The organism is Kitasatospora sp. NPDC048545 (assembly GCF_040651155.1).
Taxonomy (GTDB): Bacteria; Actinomycetota; Actinomycetes; order Streptomycetales; family Streptomycetaceae; genus Kitasatospora.
The window spans coordinates 52,860-68,739 of sequence record NZ_JBEZIQ010000053.1 but is presented as its reverse complement, the minus strand read 5'-3'; the positions used below and the strand labels follow the sequence as shown (position 1 = coordinate 68,739).

The 15,880-nt window shown below is 73.6% G+C and carries 24 protein-coding genes and 1 pseudogene; 16 read left to right on the top strand and 9 right to left on the bottom strand.

Features of this window, described 5'->3' with window-relative positions:
* The 8 genes and pseudogenes from AB0D10_RS35910 to AB0D10_RS35875 form a co-directional block, all read left to right on the top strand.
* Positions 1 to 529 (top strand): annotated as a pseudogene (locus tag AB0D10_RS35910) (glycosyl hydrolase); the annotation flags it as partial.
* Positions 526 to 1,020 (top strand): hypothetical protein, encoded by a 495-nt coding sequence (locus AB0D10_RS35905; protein WP_360263867.1) that lies wholly within the window; start codon positions 526 to 528, stop codon positions 1,018 to 1,020. The pseudogene AB0D10_RS35910 and the gene AB0D10_RS35905, both read left to right, overlap by 4 nt.
* Positions 1,017 to 1,658 (top strand): hypothetical protein, encoded by a 642-nt coding sequence (locus AB0D10_RS35900; protein WP_360263864.1) that lies wholly within the window; start codon positions 1,017 to 1,019, stop codon positions 1,656 to 1,658. Before AB0D10_RS35905 ends, AB0D10_RS35900 begins: the two co-directional genes overlap by 4 nt.
* On the top strand, positions 1,655 to 2,497 hold the full coding sequence (locus AB0D10_RS35895) for a hypothetical protein (protein WP_360263861.1): 843 nt from the start codon (positions 1,655 to 1,657) through the stop codon (positions 2,495 to 2,497). Before AB0D10_RS35900 ends, AB0D10_RS35895 begins: the two co-directional genes overlap by 4 nt.
* A 15-nt stretch (positions 2,498 to 2,512) precedes the next feature.
* The gene (locus AB0D10_RS35890; protein WP_360263858.1) at positions 2,513 to 3,346 is read left to right on the top strand and encodes a winged helix-turn-helix transcriptional regulator; all 834 of its coding nucleotides are present in this window, start codon (positions 2,513 to 2,515) and stop codon (positions 3,344 to 3,346) included.
* Between the two features lie 117 nt (positions 3,347 to 3,463).
* Positions 3,464 to 4,255 carry a DUF317 domain-containing protein gene (locus AB0D10_RS35885; protein ID WP_360263855.1) on the top strand — a complete coding sequence of 264 codons (792 nt, stop codon included), beginning with the start codon at positions 3,464 to 3,466 and terminating at the stop codon, positions 4,253 to 4,255.
* Between the two features lie 19 nt (positions 4,256 to 4,274).
* Positions 4,275 to 5,090 carry a DUF317 domain-containing protein gene (locus AB0D10_RS35880; RefSeq protein ID WP_360263852.1) on the top strand — a complete coding sequence of 272 codons (816 nt, stop codon included), beginning with the start codon at positions 4,275 to 4,277 and terminating at the stop codon, positions 5,088 to 5,090.
* A 28-nt stretch (positions 5,091 to 5,118) separates the two neighbouring features.
* The gene (locus AB0D10_RS35875) at positions 5,119 to 5,604 is read left to right on the top strand and encodes a hypothetical protein (RefSeq protein WP_360263849.1); all 486 of its coding nucleotides are present in this window, start codon (positions 5,119 to 5,121) and stop codon (positions 5,602 to 5,604) included.
* A 7-nt stretch (positions 5,605 to 5,611) separates the two neighbouring features.
* Here AB0D10_RS35875 and AB0D10_RS35870 read toward each other — a convergent pair whose 3' ends face one another.
* The gene (locus AB0D10_RS35870; RefSeq protein WP_360263846.1) at positions 5,612 to 5,932 is read right to left on the bottom strand and encodes a hypothetical protein; all 321 of its coding nucleotides are present in this window, start codon (positions 5,930 to 5,932) and stop codon (positions 5,612 to 5,614) included.
* A 138-nt stretch (positions 5,933 to 6,070) separates the two neighbouring features.
* Between AB0D10_RS35870 and AB0D10_RS35865 the strand changes: the two genes are divergently transcribed.
* The 8 genes from AB0D10_RS35865 (at position 6,071) to AB0D10_RS35830 (ending at position 9,194) form a co-directional block, all read left to right on the top strand.
* The gene (locus AB0D10_RS35865) at positions 6,071 to 6,418 is read left to right on the top strand and encodes a DUF317 domain-containing protein (RefSeq protein ID WP_360263843.1); all 348 of its coding nucleotides are present in this window, start codon (positions 6,071 to 6,073) and stop codon (positions 6,416 to 6,418) included.
* A gap of 30 nt (positions 6,419 to 6,448) precedes the next feature.
* Positions 6,449 to 6,793 (top strand): hypothetical protein, encoded by a 345-nt coding sequence (locus AB0D10_RS35860; protein ID WP_360263841.1) that lies wholly within the window; start codon positions 6,449 to 6,451, stop codon positions 6,791 to 6,793.
* 262 nt (positions 6,794 to 7,055) lie between these two features.
* Entirely contained in the window at positions 7,056 to 7,196 is a 141-nt protein-coding gene (locus AB0D10_RS35855; protein WP_360263838.1) for a hypothetical protein, read from the top strand.
* Positions 7,197 to 7,255: 59 nt separating this feature from the next.
* Positions 7,256 to 7,663: a hypothetical protein gene (locus AB0D10_RS35850; protein WP_360263836.1), complete on the top strand. Its 408-nt coding sequence runs from the start codon at positions 7,256 to 7,258 to the stop codon at positions 7,661 to 7,663.
* 87 nt (positions 7,664 to 7,750) lie between these two features.
* Positions 7,751 to 7,963, top strand: a complete 213-nt coding sequence (locus AB0D10_RS35845) for a hypothetical protein (protein ID WP_280683814.1) — start codon at positions 7,751 to 7,753, stop codon at positions 7,961 to 7,963.
* A gap of 174 nt (positions 7,964 to 8,137) precedes the next feature.
* On the top strand, positions 8,138 to 8,380 hold the full coding sequence (locus AB0D10_RS35840) for an esterase (RefSeq protein ID WP_360263834.1): 243 nt from the start codon (positions 8,138 to 8,140) through the stop codon (positions 8,378 to 8,380).
* Between the two features lie 112 nt (positions 8,381 to 8,492).
* On the top strand, positions 8,493 to 8,723 hold the full coding sequence (locus AB0D10_RS35835) for a MarR family transcriptional regulator (RefSeq protein WP_360263832.1): 231 nt from the start codon (positions 8,493 to 8,495) through the stop codon (positions 8,721 to 8,723).
* A gap of 117 nt (positions 8,724 to 8,840) precedes the next feature.
* The gene (locus AB0D10_RS35830) at positions 8,841 to 9,194 is read left to right on the top strand and encodes a hypothetical protein (protein WP_360263829.1); all 354 of its coding nucleotides are present in this window, start codon (positions 8,841 to 8,843) and stop codon (positions 9,192 to 9,194) included.
* Positions 9,195 to 9,249: 55 nt separating this feature from the next.
* On the opposite strand, the gene AB0D10_RS35825 is transcribed toward AB0D10_RS35830, so the two are convergent.
* From AB0D10_RS35825 to AB0D10_RS35790, 8 genes are all read right to left on the bottom strand, one after another.
* Positions 9,250 to 9,648 carry a hypothetical protein gene (locus tag AB0D10_RS35825; protein WP_360263826.1) on the bottom strand — a complete coding sequence of 133 codons (399 nt, stop codon included), beginning with the start codon at positions 9,646 to 9,648 and terminating at the stop codon, positions 9,250 to 9,252.
* Positions 9,649 to 9,719: 71 nt separating this feature from the next.
* The gene (locus AB0D10_RS35820) at positions 9,720 to 11,465 is read right to left on the bottom strand and encodes a mobilization protein (RefSeq protein ID WP_360263824.1); all 1,746 of its coding nucleotides are present in this window, start codon (positions 11,463 to 11,465) and stop codon (positions 9,720 to 9,722) included.
* Positions 11,462 to 11,896, bottom strand: a complete 435-nt coding sequence (locus tag AB0D10_RS35815) for a MobC family plasmid mobilization relaxosome protein (RefSeq protein WP_360263821.1) — start codon at positions 11,894 to 11,896, stop codon at positions 11,462 to 11,464. The genes AB0D10_RS35820 and AB0D10_RS35815 overlap by 4 nt, the downstream gene beginning before the upstream one ends.
* 179 nt (positions 11,897 to 12,075) lie before the next feature.
* Entirely contained in the window at positions 12,076 to 12,300 is a 225-nt protein-coding gene (locus AB0D10_RS35810; RefSeq protein WP_360263819.1) for a hypothetical protein, read from the bottom strand.
* Between the two features lie 84 nt (positions 12,301 to 12,384).
* Positions 12,385 to 13,449: a DUF2637 domain-containing protein gene (locus AB0D10_RS35805; protein WP_360263816.1), complete on the bottom strand. Its 1,065-nt coding sequence runs from the start codon at positions 13,447 to 13,449 to the stop codon at positions 12,385 to 12,387.
* Positions 13,446 to 14,012 carry a WhiB family transcriptional regulator gene (locus tag AB0D10_RS35800; protein WP_360263814.1) on the bottom strand — a complete coding sequence of 189 codons (567 nt, stop codon included), beginning with the start codon at positions 14,010 to 14,012 and terminating at the stop codon, positions 13,446 to 13,448. Before AB0D10_RS35800 ends, AB0D10_RS35805 begins: the two co-directional genes overlap by 4 nt.
* 110 nt (positions 14,013 to 14,122) lie before the next feature.
* Complete coding sequence (locus AB0D10_RS35795; protein WP_360263812.1) at positions 14,123 to 14,830, bottom strand: ATP-binding protein; 708 nt, start codon at positions 14,828 to 14,830, stop codon at positions 14,123 to 14,125.
* Positions 14,830 to 15,879, bottom strand: coding sequence for a hypothetical protein (locus AB0D10_RS35790; protein ID WP_360263809.1), 1,050 nt, complete (start codon positions 15,877 to 15,879; stop codon positions 14,830 to 14,832). Before AB0D10_RS35790 ends, AB0D10_RS35795 begins: the two co-directional genes overlap by 1 nt.
* Position 15,880: the final 1 nt, after the last annotated feature.

Genomic DNA, 15,880 nt, shown 5'->3' with positions numbered 1-15,880 from the left:
CCGAGGCATGTTCAGCATGCACCGGGAACGGCACGCCACCTTCGCGTTCGCGCAGAACTGGCTCGTCAACCGCGGCTGCCCGCCGGACGCGCTCGCACCGGTCCTCGGCGGCCCCACCCCAGCCGACGAGCTGTCCGTCCAGGTCGAGGACCGCATCCAGCGCTCGGGCGAGTACCTGGAGGTCGCCGACTACCGGGTCATCGACGGGGCCGAGACCGAGGGCTGGAGCATCGCCGTCGACAGCGAGGCCAAGGAGCTGCCCGTCCGCCTGTTCATCGAGACGCTTCAGCCCGATCAGTGGACCTACACGGTGCGTGAGGGGGCCTTCGCCGACCACGCCGCCGCCGATGAGTGGCTGGAGAAGCGCTCCACCCCGCTGCCCGAGCCGCCCGAGTACCGCCGCGACGCCCTGCGCACTCGCGCCGCCCTCGCCCGCAGCACCACCTCACCGGCCAACGCCGCCGCCGCACTGGCGTCCGCGCCCGCGGCAGCAGCCGTCGCGCAGCCCGATCGGGGGCGGTCGCTGTGAGCCGCGTCAAGTTCGCCTTCTCCGCCCACCCCGACGCCATCGCGGACCTGCACCAGCTCCCGGACGCCATCCGCGACCAGGCCCTGCTGAGTCTGCAGGACCTGGTCCGTGGCGAACGCGTCGCCACTCGCCTGGAGGGCCGGCTGGAGGGCTACCACAAGGTCTACCTCGGCGTCGGAAATGAGTGGGCCAGCCACCGCCTGGTCGTGCAGTTCCGCGACGCGCCCACTGAGTCCCAGCACCGGCGCGAGGTCCATCTCGTTGCTGCCGGCCCCCGGCTCGACTACCAGGTCTACCGCTCCGCGCAGAACCGCCTGGGCCGTACCGGACTCAACCTGCCGTCCGGCAGCAGCCCGGCCGAGGAAGCCCGCGTCTGCGCCGCCCGCGCCCGGTCCGTACGCCCCGTACCGGTGGCCGCCGGCAGCCCCGCGTACACCACCGCATCCCCTGGCTTCGCCACCGGCGCCGCCACCCGAAGGGCCCGCTCATGACCACCCCCGCCCCCACGCACGCCGATCTCGCCGCGTGGCTCGCCGAAGCCGCCCAGGCCGTCTCCGGCATCGTCACCGCCCGGCACGACACCTCGCCCTCGCGTTCCCATCTCCACCCCGTCCTCGGACCGCTCACCGCCGGGCCGCAGGTGATCACAGCGCTTGCCGACCGGCTGAAGGACCTGCTGGATGCCAGGCTCCCAACCACCCCCGCCACCCTGTTCGCCCTCGCGTCCTACGCCTCCGCCCTGGGCTGGCTGAGCGAGTCGCTTGCCGACCTCACCCTGGCCGTCGACCTCCTGGTCTCCGAAGCCGCCCTGCCGGTCGATGCCACGGCCATCGCCACCGGCGAGGCCGAGCACCTGTCGGGCTACGCCCTGCAGGACCGGCAAGCAATCACGACCCTCGCCGCCGAGGCCGCCCTCCCGCCCGGCCGCTACCTGCAGATCCTGGGCCAGGCCCTGCTCGCCTCTGCGGAGTTCACCGAGGCGTGCACGGAGATCACCGGTGCCCTGACCGAGGACGCCCGCCGTCTCCTCGACGAGTCGGTCAGCGTGGTTCGCCTCGGCGGCGAGGGCCCCGACAGCCTGCCCACCCTGGTCCGCTCCCTCCTCGCGCGGATGGAGACGGCCCGGTGAACCCGCACGACCAGCTCACCCACCCCGGCGCCCACCTCGTCTACGAGCGCCTCGGCGCCCGCAACGCCTGGGAGCTGAACGCCGGCTACCCCGGCTCGGACCCTCTCGGTCGCCTTGCTGTCATGGTCGCCTCCTCGGCCCGCGAGGTCGACCAGCTCCACCAGGAACTCGCAGCCCGCGCCCAGACGGTCATCGAGCGCCTGGAACCGATCGCCCGCGGCGACCACGCCACCATGCGCGGCGTCAACGGCATCATCCAGTCCGCCGGCCTCCAGGTCGAACTGCTCACCGCCCGCCGGGGAGCGGCCTACGAGCAACTCAGCAGCGCGGTCAACGCCTACGGGCGGTGCACCGACGCGGGCCTGCCTACACCGGAGAGCCGGCTTGCTCTCAAGGACGCGACGGCCAGCGTCGCCCCGGTGCCGGCCGCAGCGCCCGATCTGCCCGGCGCGTCGGCCGGATACGACCCCCGCGTCCGGGAGTTCGAGGCCCTGGCGACGATCGACCGCGGTGGTCTATGGCTGTGCAAAAGCGCCGTCTACGGCTACAAGTTCATGTCCGATGGCAGTGGCGAGAGCCCGTCGGTCTGGCCGCAGACCGTCGAGGAGCTGATAGCCGAGGACCTCGTCGTTGCCGACACCAGCTCATCGTCCTACCGGCTGGGCCACCTGCTCTCGCTGACGCCCGCCGGCAAGGCCCTCCTCGACGCCTCGCGCGCCGCCGACCAGCGTGTGTCCGCCGCGCTCTCCCGCAGCGCCACCGGCCCCACCACGCCACCTGCCGCCAGGCCTGCGCCGGCCACCCCCTCCGTATCCGCCCAACCGACCCGCTCCCGCTGACCAGGAACCACCGCCATGTCCCAGACCCGCGCCGCCATGTCTTCCCAGTCGACCTCCATGAACATCTCCGACGCGCAGCGCGCCGAGGCTGTCCTTCGCCGTCTCGCCCCGAGGTGGACCACCCATGTCGTCCACACCATCGCCAAGTGGGGCCCGGAGATGCGCGTTTCCGACGTCACCCCGCATTTTCCGTCGATCTCCCAGTCGTACGTCAGCAAGCGCCTGGCCGCGATGTCCGAGGCCGGCCTGGTCGCCCGCGACGGCGAGTTCGACCGTCTGGCGCCCTACCGGCTCTCGCCCGCTGCCCGCACGCTGGGCCCGGTCTACCGCGCGCTCGCCCAGTGGTCCATCGACCATGTCGACCACCCCGCGCAGGGCCGGTACGACCGGATCGAGGACGCCCTGCACCGCCTGCAACTGGCGGACACCACCGAGACCGTCCGCCTGCTCTCCGAGCACGGAAGCCTGCGTCCTCCCCACCTCGCCGAACGCCTCGGCGCGTCCGAGCAGTCCGCCGCCGCCAGGCTGAGCCGCATGCACGCGGACGGCCTCGTCGCCCGCGCCGGCAACGGGGTGCACGGCGCCCCCTACATCCTCACCGACGCCGGACAGGCGCTCGGCCCCGTCTACACCGCCCTCCAGCAGTGGGACCAACGGCACACGACCACCGTGGCCCCGGCAGTGCCGGCCGCCACGCGTACCCTGGCCTCCCCCGCGCAGTCCGTGCGCACCGCTGCGGCACTGCGCCGCAGCCCGGCCCCCTCCGCACCGTTCAGCCACGCCTCGGTGCCGCAACCGCGCATCCCCTCCGCCTCAACCGCAGCCTCCCACCCCGCGCGGGGGCGGTGACCACCGTGGACTCCCAGCTCAGAGCAGCTCCCCGATCTCAGCGCCCCGGGCCCGCACGCCGCCTCGCCGCCGTTGGCGGTGTGCGGGTCCGCTCCCCGCCGCGTTCAGGAGCCCCCGTTGTCCTCCGCCGCCCCTCTGCTTGTTCGTCCGCTGCATCTCGCCGGCCCCGGTGACCACCGCCTCGTCACCGGCCTGCTGGCCGCAGCTCCCGGCTGGAGCCGCGCCCGCGCCTCGGACGGAAGTGTCCGCTTCACCAGCCCCTGCCGCACCGCCACCATCACCTGCTCCGGCCCACCCGACCGCTCGTGGGCCTGGACCGTCCACGGCTACCCCGCACCCGACTCAAAGCCGCTGTGGCGTGCGGCGTTCGACCCCGGCACGCCCGCCGAGATCACCGCCGCCTTCACCGCCGTCCTCGTCGACGGCTTGCGCAGCGGGCACCGCGACTACCTGCGCGGCGGGCCGCACCACCTGCCCGGCACGCCCGCCTCCGTCCTCGCCGACCGCGGCTGGCAGCCCGCCCCAGGACCGAAGGGCTTCCACGACCAGGTCGCGCCGGACACCACCGCCCGATACCGGCACCGCGTCGGCCACCAGCCGACCGACGCGGAGGTCGCCGGCCTGGCCCCGCCGTCGTGGACCATGCTCGCGGGCGACCCGCAACACCCCTCCTGGCGTGCGGACTTCACCATCGGCGTGCCGTTCTACCCGCTCCTACGCGCCGCCCTCGCCTTCAGCTCCCCCGAGCCCGTCGAGCGGCCCCTCCGCGGCATCCCGGCCCGCCACCTGCCCCATGTCACCGCCCGCCGCGCCCCGCACCCGGCCCGCCGTCCGAACGCCAGCCCGCCGCAGGGCCCCACCGCCCCAGCTGCTGCCGTGCCGGCGCCCGGCGGAGCGCGTCGGCGCTGACCGCCCGAAGGAACCCCTCATGCCGTACACCCCCGAGAAGCCCCGCGAGTACCGCGTCCAGCCGCGCTACCTCGCGGGGTCGGAGGCCGACGCCACCGATGCCATCACCCCGCTACTCAGGGCCGGGTGGGCTGCCAGCAACGACGAGCTGGGCAACGCCTACGTCACCGCACCGGACCTGACGGCCCGCCTGGCGTTCCTGCCCGAGGGCCAGGACTCGACGCTCTGGAAGATCAGCGCCGGTCCGGAGGCGACCGTCCCCAGGTGGCTGGTCACCTTCGACGACCGGGTACCCAACGAGATCGTCCAGGACTTCACCACCGCCCTCGCCGACGCCTACACCCAAGGCCCCGACGCCTACCTCGGCCCCGGCAAGCCCGCCCCGCGCCGGGTGGCCGGACGGTGGGCGGAGCCCATCGTCGTCCAGAGCCCCGACCAGCTCGTCATGCGCGCGACGCGCCCCGGCTTCCTGCCGCACGCCGAGGAGATGGACGACACCAGCGCACGGTGGCTCTTCGAATCGGGACCGCCCGAGCGCCGCTGGTACGCCACAGCCTCCTCACACGTGCCCGCACCCCTGCTGGAAACACTCACCGCCGCCGCCTTCGACCCGTCCCCGGTACACCGGTACCTGCGGCGCGCGGAGGTCGCGCGCCTGCCCGCGGGCGCCGTCGCGACGCCCACGGCGCCGAGCCCGCTGGAGGTCGCGCGCGTCCGGGCCGCCACCTCCCGCTCCATCACCGCGACGCGCGCCCCGGCCGCCGCGCTCGCCTACACCACCTCGACCCGGCCGCCGGCGCCCCCTCAGGTCACCCTCGCCGGCCCCGCCCGCTGACCACCCCACCAACGTCTCGGAGGACACCGTGTCCGACGCCACCGCCCTCGACCACGCGGACGCCATGATCGAGCAAGCCTGGAAGCGGCCGATCGCCGAACTCGAGAAGGCCGCGCCCCGCCTGCCCGTCGAGGACGCGATGCTGCGCGCGGCCATGCACCACCGCTCCCACCTCGTCGTCGTGTCCAACTCCATTGCCGTGCACCAGGATCGGCTGCACGCCCTCACCCGGCCCGGCCACGTCCCCGCCTTCTACGACCTCGACCGGATCACCGCCTCGGCGAGCGCCCTGCGCACGGCCTACGCCGAGAGCAACACGGCCGTCCAGATGATCCGCCACGTCATCGACGCCCGCGAACTCGCGCTCACCGCCGAGGGCAGTCCCAACGCCCAGCGCGCGCGGGCCGCCACCGCCCGCAGCTCGCGGGCACCCCACCCTCTCGGGCTTCCCGCCGACCAGCCCGCCCCGCCTTCGGCTGCCGCCGCGGCCCAGCCGGTGGCGAACCGGCGCTAGCCGCAGGTCAGTTCGCCTCCGGTTCGTGGTGGGCACCCGGGTCAGTGGCGCCCACCACGCGGGCCAGCTCCTCCATGGTCAGCTCCACCCGCCGGCCATCCGCCAGCCGCGCCTCCACCGCTTCCTCCTGCCGCCGCTCGGCGCGGCTCGTCGTGGCGACGGCCCACTGGCCCTCGCCGATCGCCGTGACGTCGCCCAACGTCCACGCCCGCCCCGCGCTGCGGATTTTGCGCTCCAGCGCCGCCATGTCCCGGCCTCTGCCCGCCGCCATCGCCTTCATCCCCCTCGTGATCCCGTACGGCGTAGCGCCGTAACCCTGCTTCAGCACCCAGGCACCCCGATCCATTCCCGCCCGGTTCGCCCACGGCAGAGGGCCGTTCCCGGTAAACGACTACGAACTTCGGGACGCCGCATGTCAACGTACTCGTGTCGCTGAAACCGCAGGTCAACGAAGGGACCGGCCCCCGTGAACACCCCCAGCAGCCTCCTGCCCGCCCCCGTCCGCCCGTCCGCCGAAGAGCGCTCCTGGCTCGTGTCCGACCACAGCGCGGCGCCGGTCCTCGCCCTGCTCTCCGGCCTCGGCTGGCCGATGGTCGACACCCCCGAGGCCAACGTGCACTGCACCAGCCCGGACGGGCTCGTGTACGTCGGTTGGCTGCCCGAGGACCCCGGCGCCTGGAAACGCGGCATCCTCTGGCGCATCCAGGTCCAGCCCATCGGCGCCGCCCCGTGGACCCAGGAGTTCGGCGTCCACACCCCCTCCGAGGCCGTCGCAGGCTTCCTCGCCGCGCTCATCGCCACCCCCGCCCACTGACCCGGCCAACTACCGCTCCCGGAGGACTCGTTGCCCACACCCCGCCTCGACCACCGCATCGCCCACGGCACCGCGCGCGACGCACTCGGCCGCGCCCTGGCCGACCCGCACATCGCGTGCGCGGACGGCTTCCGCCTCTCGGTGCTCGCACCCGACGCCGCCGACGTGTTCCTGCTGCCCGCCGCCACGCTGGACGTCGGCTTCCCCACCCGCCGCCCCGAACCGTGGGCCCACGGGCGCGAGCACCTCGACCCCGGCGCGGACGAGGACGACCCCACCGAATCCGTTTACCTGCACGTCCCCGTCGCCCTGGTGCGGGACCTGATCGAGGCCCACGGCGGCGAAGCCCCGCCCATACCGCGCCAGCGCGCCTGACCGGCCGGCACCGCCACCGACTCCGGCAAAGAAAGCAGCCCTGACGATCATCACCGTCCTCACCCGCGTCCCCGGCCCGGTCATCTCCGCGCTCGGCCTGACCAACGCCTTCTTCGTCCCGCCTGTCTCCAGCACGTTCGCCCTCAGCCTCGGCTTCGCCGTGAGCGGCCTGCTGCTCACCCTCGACGATGTCCACGAGAGCGACCTGCGCCGGGATGCCCGCGTCCTCGCCTAGCTCGCCAAGTCCCCCGGCGGCACCCGGGTGCGCCGGATCGGCACCGCCCTGGGCCTGCGCGACCGCACCGTCGCCAGGTCCCTCGGCCGCCTGGCCGACGACGGCCTGGTCCTTCTCGGCCCCGAGGACGGGCCGCTGCCGCAGCGCTCCTGCCGCCTCGCTGACTGAACCACCACCGGCTGGCCCGGCCCGCGCCGGGGCAGCCGCCCACCACGAGGGGCAGTGCCATGACCACCCACCACGTCGTCTTCCACCCGCTCATCGTCACCTCCGCCACCGCCCACCGCGCCGCCCGCCTCCTCCTAGGCAGCCCTGCCCTTCGGATCGTCCGCGCCGACGAGGTCCGCCCCGGCGACCTGATCGTCTCCGCCTTCACCACCCACGCCCCCGGGCGCCTGCGCCGCACCGACTACTTCGCCTGCGGCCCCTACCCGGCCGACCCCGGCCCGTACGACCCGACCTGCGGATGCGGCGTCTGCGGCCTGCCCGAGGTCGAAGGCCCGCACGGCACCGTGGTCCTCACCCGGGACTTCCCCTGGGAGTGCTGCGACCCGTGGCCCGCCGACGAACCCGTCCTCGTCCGTCCCCGACGCCGCCTTCCCGACCCGACGATCCCATCCGCCGAGAGGACCTGAGTGGCTGTGTTGTGCGAGAGGTTCCTCCCCAATCTCCCGTGACCACCGCCCGTCCCTCCACCGCCCCTACACCGCCCGGAGACCGCTGTGCCCCAGTACCTGACCGTCGCCCACCTGATCGCCCAGCTCCAGACCGTCGACCCGAACCTGCGCGTCCGCCTCGCCGTGAACCCGGACTGGGCCTTCGCCCACTACATCGGCACGGACGTCGTCGTCCACGACGGCATCGCCTACCTCGCCGAGGACGGCCAGGACAGCTACCTGCCCGCCGCCGTCCGCGACGAACTCGCCTGGGCCTGAACCACCAACCGCCCCGAGGAGACCCGCATCCCCACCACCCATCGTCTCGCCCTCCCACAGCCGCTCGACCGGTTCGCGCTGCACCCCGTGCCGCCGTGGGCGAGCGGAGCGCTCGTCCGCCGCGTCCCCACCGACCCCGGCCAGCCAATCCAGGTCCTCTGGATCCCGAACACGGTGCCCAGACTCCCCTTCGGCCGCATCCTGCTGCGATGGGAGAAGGCCTCCGAGGCCGGCTGGGACGTCACCGCCCGCCTCGGCCTCGCCACCACCGACGTCCACCTCGCCACCTGGCCCGCCGCCCCCGACGACTGGCCCCGCCTGGTGCGTCCCACCCTCCACGAGGTCACGGGCCTGTGCTCCGCCCTCGCCGTCGCCACCGCCGCGCTCAACCTCGCCAACCACCTCGCCGATTCCTGAGCACCACCGCACAAGGCCGCCCCGCACCAACCGGACCGGGGCGGCCTCGCCGTACGCCCACCCGAGCGGCGGCGCGTACGCTCGTCACCGAAGCACCGAGGAAGGACAACGCATGGCCGACGACCAGCAGCTCTGGGGCTACGCCGAGGTCGCCGCGCACCTGGGCATCAGCGTCGGCGCCGCCCGCAACCGCCGAAACCGCGGCACCCTTCCCGCCCCCGACGACACCAGCGTCCCCGACCGCCCCCGTTGGAAGCCGTCCACCCTCCAGTGCTGGAAGCCTATCGGCCAGGGCCACCGCAGCGACCTGCGTACCAGCCCGGCCACCGACACCAGCAGCTGACGAAGTCCGCCGTGCCCACCTCCTCCAATGCCCTCGCCCTGTTCCCCGGCTGCGACTTCCGCGGCACGATGCCGGCACGCCCGTGACCAGGCCAGCCCCAGGAAGGACTGCCCGCCGATGACCGATCGCCCGATCCGCCGCCCCGGCGCGCTCATCCCCTGCTGCGCCCTCGCCATCCTGGGCGCCGCCACCGCCGTCCCGGCCGCCCTGGCCGACGCCTACGCGGTGTGCGCCATCGGCTTGTTCGCCCTCGCTGGCGGCGCGCTCGGCGCCTACCGCACGATGCGCGCGGCCGACGAGCGGACCGACCGCGCCGTCCTCGAACACCTTCAGCAGGCCCCCGGCCTCGCACCCGAGACGCTGGCCGACAGCCTCGGCCTGCGCCCGGCCGCCGTCCGGCTCAGCCTCCACCGGCTGACCGTCTCCGGCCGACTCCCCTCACCAGCACCTCCTCCGGCCCCGGAGCGCTGACCAAGCGCAAGGGACCGCCGCCCGACGCCGGTGGCGGTCGCTTCGCGTTTCCTGCCTACTCCAGGTACAGCCCGGCAAACATGCCGTCGAACCCCAGGGCGATTCGGGCCTCGGTGAGGCTGCCGTACCGAGTCCAGGTCGGGTCCGCGATCATGGCGTCGAAGTCCCGCCGGGTGATCTCCGGCTCCAGCCACTCCGCCCCGCAGCGACAGCCGATCCAGACGTGCCGGCGGTGGTTGATCAGCAGCCAGTCGCGGCGCGCGCGGCAGCTGGCGCAGGTCACCGGGATGCCGCGCAGCGCCAGTTCAGAGGGGCACTGCGCGAGGCGGACGGTCTCGGGTCCGCTGGGCGGCTGGGTCTCGTACTCCAGTTGTAGGAGCGGGTCGGAGGCGGCCGGGGCCTGGATGGTGATCGGGGTCGGGGCGGTGGTGGTGTGCTCGGTGGTTCTGGTCACGGGCTCTCCGTTCGCGGTGCTCGGGTACTTGCGTAACACCTGGTGGAACCGGGTGTCGAGGGGTTTCGGGGTCAGCGGCGTGGTGCCGGGCGGTGCGGGCCGGCCGGGGGCTGGGGCGGTGCCGGCTGCGCGGGGCGGGCCTGGGCCGGCACGGTCCGGGCACGGGTGCTGGCGGCCGTGCGGACGTGAGGGTGTTCGAGGTGGGCGGGCAGGTCGGCGAGGCGGCGGATGCGCCAGACGAGGACGTCGGTGGTGTTGCGGGCGGTTTCCAGTTCCCGCCGGTCAACGGCCTTCTCCAGGAGGGCCTTGGGGTCGTGGCCGGCCTTCTCGGCTTCCGCGAGGACGGCGGCCAGGGCGTCGTACTCGGGCGCCGGCCCCTTCGGGTTGCCGGTGCTGCCGAGGACGGTGCGGATGGTGGTGTCGTGGCGCAACCGCTCGCCCTTCGGGAGGGCGCGGCCGATCTCGCACATGGTGCGCATGGGGGTGGCTGCGGCCTGCCGGTAGGCGGCGCGCAGGTGGTCGGCGGCCTGGCGGGAGGCGGTGGCCTGCTGGGCGTGGCCCCGGGCGGAGTGCCAGCGGGCGGCGGCCAGGGTGACCAGGACGAGGGTGGACAGGACCATAGCAGTGGCGCCGCCGTCCTCTCCACGCCCAAGTGCGCCACCGGCGTGGACGATTCCGCGGGCGGCCGAGCGCAGGGCGCGGATGTCGGCCTTCTCCGCGCGGACGTGGCTGCGGGTGGCGCGTTCGAAGGCCCGGGCGGCTTCTCGGAGTTCGGCGCGGGTGGCGGCCGGGGAGGTCTGGGCGAGGGCGTCGAGGAGTTCACCCGCGCCGATGAGGTGGGCGGCGGCCTCGTCGTCGTCCTGGTCGAGGACGGCGGCGGCGCGCTCGGCGACACCGGCGGCGTCCCGGCGGCAGTGCGCGGGAGCGGAGCGCCCGGCGCGGGCGGTGTGGTCGTCCGGCGCGGGGGCGCCGGTGGCGGGTGCGGCGGCGAGGCGGCGGCGGATCTTGGGGAGGGAGAGGTCGGGGGCGAGTTTGGATCCGGGGAACCAGATGGGCTCACCACTGGCGTTGCGGTCGCCGGGCAGGGCGACGTTGTAGCCGAGGGCGTCACCGGAGGGCGCGTGGCGCAGCTTGACCCGGAGGCCGGCTTCGCGGAGGCGGGTGAAGAACTCCTCCTCGTTCGCGGCTCCAGCGACGGCCTGGCGGAGGGCTTCGCGAAGGGTCTCGCGTGGGGTCTCGGTGCGGCCGGTGCGCTCGGCCTTGAAGTGCTCCTGGCTGGTGGGGTTCCTGGCGGCGGTGCCGTCGCCGGGGTTGAGCCGGCGCAGGCCGTACTCCTTCTCGATGAGGCGGGCCTCGGCCTGGGCCTTGCGGCGGTCGAAGGAGAGGCCGGCCAGGCGGCCGTCCTGGCGCACGAGGGTGGCGGCGATGTGGATGTGGTCGGGTGCGTGGCGGACGGCGACCCAGCGGCAGGCCGCGGTGTCGCCTTCGGGGGCGATACCGGTGGCCTGGACGATGCGGCGGGCGATGGTGGCCCACTCAGCGTCGTCGAGGTGGCGGTCGCCGGGGGCGGTACGGACGGAGCAGTGCCAGATCCTGGTGGCCGGGGCCTGCTTGCCGAGGGCCTTGACGGGCTGGTCGAGCTGGTTGGCGAGTTTGGCGACCTGGTGCCGTTCGGGGTTGGGGCCCGGGTCTGGGGCAAAGCCGTTCCAACTCGCTACGAGGTGCTGGTCGGTGTGTTCCTCATGCTTGCCAGGGCCGAAGAGGTAGTCGATGAGGGGGAAGGAGCGGTCGGTGCCGGTGCGGATCTTGGGGATCACCGGCGGACCAGCCAGTCGACGGCGTCGTCGACGGCGTCGATGGAGGCTTCGACGCGGGCCAGGACCTGGCGCAGCTCGGCGCCGGGTTGGCCGCCGGCGTTCACGTAGTGGGCGAGCTGGTTGAGGTTGTTGCCGACCGCGCCGAGCTGGCGGTTGGACTCCATGAGTTCTTGAATGCCGCGCCGGTAGTCGGCGACCGCGGCGTTGGGATCAGTGCTTGCGGCAGCGGCCACGGCGGCGGCTGCGGTGTAGCCGCCGGGGGCGAGTTCGGCTCGGGCTGCGGCGCGCTGGAGGAGGGACCACTCGGGGTCGCTGAAGCGGGGGCAGATGCGATTGGTACGCGGCACGCTTTGGCGCAGGCGGCGGCGCGGCGCAACGCGGACGGCGTCGTCGGTCGGCGGGCTCTGCTGCTTCTCCCCCTTCGTCGGCACCCCTGGGCCGACTCCCCGGTCGGTGGCAGGCCCCCCTGGGTCTGCCACCGACCGGGGAGCCTCCGCCCCCTCCGGGGCGGGGGCGGGGTAAGGACTCCTTACCCCACAACTTGCTCCGGCAGGAGCCCGATCACGGTCACGCTCCAGTCCCACCGTGGTGCGGTCCGGCCCGGTGGCGGTCACCGGCTGGCCTCGGTGTCCTGCTGGCGGATCTCGCGGACGAGGTCCTCCACGAAGTCGAGGGCGAGGACGGGGTGGTGGAGGGTCCAGGGGTGCGAGTGCCGGCCACGCTGGACGCTGCGGGTGCCGTCAGAGCCGGTTTCGATTTGATGGAGGTGACCGCGCTGATGCAGGACGGCGAGCCAGGAGTCCGCCTCGGCCCAGGTGGCGGGGGTGGTGCGCATGGTGGGGTGCTCCCGTTCGAGTGTGGTTCGGGTGGGTGACCGGCCGGGGCGACCGGGTCGGTCACCCCGGCGGTGCGGTGTCGGTCAGTCCCGGCTGGTGGTGACCGGCTGACCGTGCTGGGCTCGAAGCTGGGACATCAGCTGGGTCAGGGTGTCGCTGGACAGCGGGATCTGCTGACCTCGGATCGCCTGGGCGACCACCTTGCGGGTCAGCTTGTCCTCCTCCTTGACCGCCTGCCGGGCAATCTTCAGCAGGTCCTCGGTGTCCAGGTCAGTTCGGCGGTCACCGTCCCGGTCAGCGACCTGCGGGACGGTGACCGAGGCCTTGACCGGCTGACCGGTGACCTCGGCGATGCTGACCTGCTGGGCGGTGACCGACCCGTTGTCCGCCGGTCGGTTGGTGACCGGCCGGTCGGTGTCCGGGTGGCCGCCCAGGTCAGAGGGCTTGGTCAGGCTGACCGGGCTGACCGGGGTCAGCGGCGGCTGCGGCGCTGGGGCGGTGACCGGGCGGCTGACCGGGGCGGTGACCGGGTGGCTGACCGGCTGACCGAAGGCGGGGTGATCGGCGCTGTCCTGACCGGCGGTCGGCGCCACCGGCCGCCCGGTCAGTCCGGCTTCCTCCGCAGTGGCCTGACCGGGGTCGGGGGTGACCTGACCGAGGTCGGCCTCGGCCGGTCGGTCACCGTGACCGACCGGCTCAGCGGGGCTGACCGGTCCTCGGGCGATGAGGATGTAAAGGTGGACGGCGCCGGCCAGGGCGAGCGGGGCGATGGTGGACAGCACCGCGACCACCATGTCGCCCAGCCGAAGGCCGGAGGTGGTGTTCTGCTCGTTGAGCCGGACGGCGTGCAGGGCGTTGGCCCACAGGCTCGTCCCGGTGGCCGCGCCGAAGAGCGTCCACACGTAGATCCGGGCCCGCAGCGGTGCGGTGCGCAGGACCAGCAGTGCGCGGACGCCGTAGGAGATGAAGCCGTCGACGATAATCGGGAAGAGGTAGGTGAGGAAGCCCCGGACGTGGATGGCGACGGCCATCTGCTGGAGGGCGGAGAAGCTCAGCGCGCAGCCGGAGGCGCCGAGGGCGATGACGACGGCGCGGTCCCAGCCGGTGACGTGGGCGGCGGTCGGGGTGGTCGCGGTGGTGGTGCTCATGCGGCCGTCCCGAAGTCGTCGCGGCTGAGCTGCTCGGTGGCTCCCTGGTCGGCCCAGGCGGCGCGGGCGGCTTCCTCGGCGATCTGCCGGTGACGGATCGCTCGGCGGGTCTCGCGATAGAGCTTGAGGGCGTGCTCCGGGCTGATCTTGAGGAGCCAGGCGAGGCGTTCGACCGGGACGTCCTGGCGGTAGCCAGCGAGGACGACGGCGCGGCGTTCGGCTCGGGTGAGGTGGATGTCGCGTCCGGCGAGGGTGGCATTGACGCGGCTGTAGTCGAGGCGTTCGGCGATCTTGGTGTGCAGGGGTTCGCGTTCCTCCTCGGTGAGGCCGCCCCGGATGCCATGGGTGTCGCCCGTCTCCAGGGCGGCGTCCAGGCAGACGCGGGCGACCGGGCACTGGGCGCACAGCGCCTTCGCGGTGGCAATCTTGTCGGCGTCCTCCGGCCCCGGGAAGAACGTCTCGGGGTCGACGGGGTTGTACTCGGTCGGGGTGCAGACGGCCTGGTCCTGCCAGGTGTGGTCGCCGAGCGAGCGGTGGCGGGCAGGGCGGGTCGTGGTGGTCATGCGGGGTTGCTCCGATCGCTATCCGCGCGCGAGGTCGGCGTCGGCGGAGAGGGCGCTTTGGTCGGTGAAGGTCGGTTGGCTCGCCGTGGGGCGGCCGGGCGCTGCGGCGGTCAGGCGGCGCGCTGGAGGCGTCTGCGGTCGACCGGCTCGAACTCGACCCGGGTGGTCATCTGGGCGAGCCGGGAGGTGACGCGGTCACCGAGGTGGGCCTTGAGGTCCCTGATCGGCAGGTTCGTGGTGATCAGGGTCGGGCGCATGTGGTTGTAGCGGCGGTTGATCAGCCGGTACGTCTGCTCTTCGACGAACTCGCTCGACTTGGCGGCGCCGAGGTCGTCGAGGATCAGCAGCGGCACCCGGCTGTAGGCGGCGAGGACCCGCTCGGCGTCGGTGTCCGAGCTGGGCCGCAGCTCCGCGTAGAGGTCGGCGGCGGTGGTGGCGCGCCAGCGCACCCCGATGCCGGCCTGCACGAGGGCGCGCACAGCGCCGTACGCCTCGTGGGTCTTCCCTGCGCCGACGACCCCGGCCATCAGCAGGCTGGGGCCGGTGGTGACCTGGCGGCGGGCGCCCAGGCCCGGAGCGGTGGCCTGGGCGGCCACATGCCGCACCCAGGTGAGGACCTGCGGGTTCGTGGCGAGCGCGTCGCGGTAGCGCGGCGGCAGCCCGGCGGACAGCGCGGCCTCCGCCGAGTAGGGCTCCACCTCGTCGGGGAGGGCGTCGATCGTGGTGTGGTCGATGCCCCGGGCGGCGAGGATGCGGGCCATCCGGTCGAGCACCGAGGGGGCGTCAGCGAGGGTCTGCGGGTCGCGGTGGGTGCGCATCACAGCTCCTCGGCGTAGGCGGCGGCAGCGTCGACCGGGTTAGTCCACGCCTGGTGTGCGGGCACGTTAGGCCGGATTCCCGGCCGCGCCAAACCGGCGCCTCGTGCGTTCATGGCGTCGTTGACCAGGCTCGGCAGCCGGGACGGGTGGCCCTGGATCTCGACGAAGCGCCGCAGCCCGGCGCGGACGTGGTCGGGAGCGATGCCTTCGTCCAGCAGGGTCTTGACGACCTTGCCGAGGTGGCCGAGGACGCTGCCCGGCGGGCGCTCGGCGCAGGCGGCGACGTACTCGCCGATCAGCTGGTTCGCCGAGACGGTGTCCGCGTCAGGCGCCTGGCGCCCCGTAGGGAAAGAAGATCCAGGATCCAAGATCCTAGATCCAGGCGCCGAGCCCTCGTCGAGGCTTCGGCGAACCTTCGGGGAGGTTTCGCCGAATATGGCCTGACCTGCGGTTTTTCGAGGGCTCGGGACCGGCTTACCCTCGGTGCCGACCGCTGTGTCCGTTACTGGGGCAGCGGTGGGGGGCGTCTTCGCTGCGGGTACAGCGTGGGGCTCGTTCTGCTGTGGGAGGGCTGCCGGAGTGTTCGCCGAGGTTTCGCCGAATCCTCGGGGAGCGTTCGCGGCGTCCTCGGCGACCGTTCCCGGGGCATCGGCGAGGGCGGCCCGCTGGATGCAGGGGCCCTTGCAGACGCCGCACCGCTCCGGCTCGCAGTGCGGGCACGCGGGCAGCCGGGACAGGCTGGGCTTGTCGATCTTCTGGTGGTTGCGCCAGGTCGGGTAGTGGAAGTACCGGCGGCCGTCGCAGCCGGTGTACCGGCAGATGGCGTCGACGGAGGCGAGCTGCCGGAGGTGGTCCTCGACGTCCGTGCGGCTCACCTCGTCGCGCAGCGGCCAGATGAGGCCGTAGACGACCGCCGCGTTGTCGCGGTGTCTGCCGTGGTCGTCGGCGTGGTTGGTCATGCCGAGGAAGGTGAGCACCGCGGGGATGGACACCTCGGCGAGCGTCTCGCTCACCCAGGTCTCCGGCTTGATGGAGCGTATTCGCGCCATG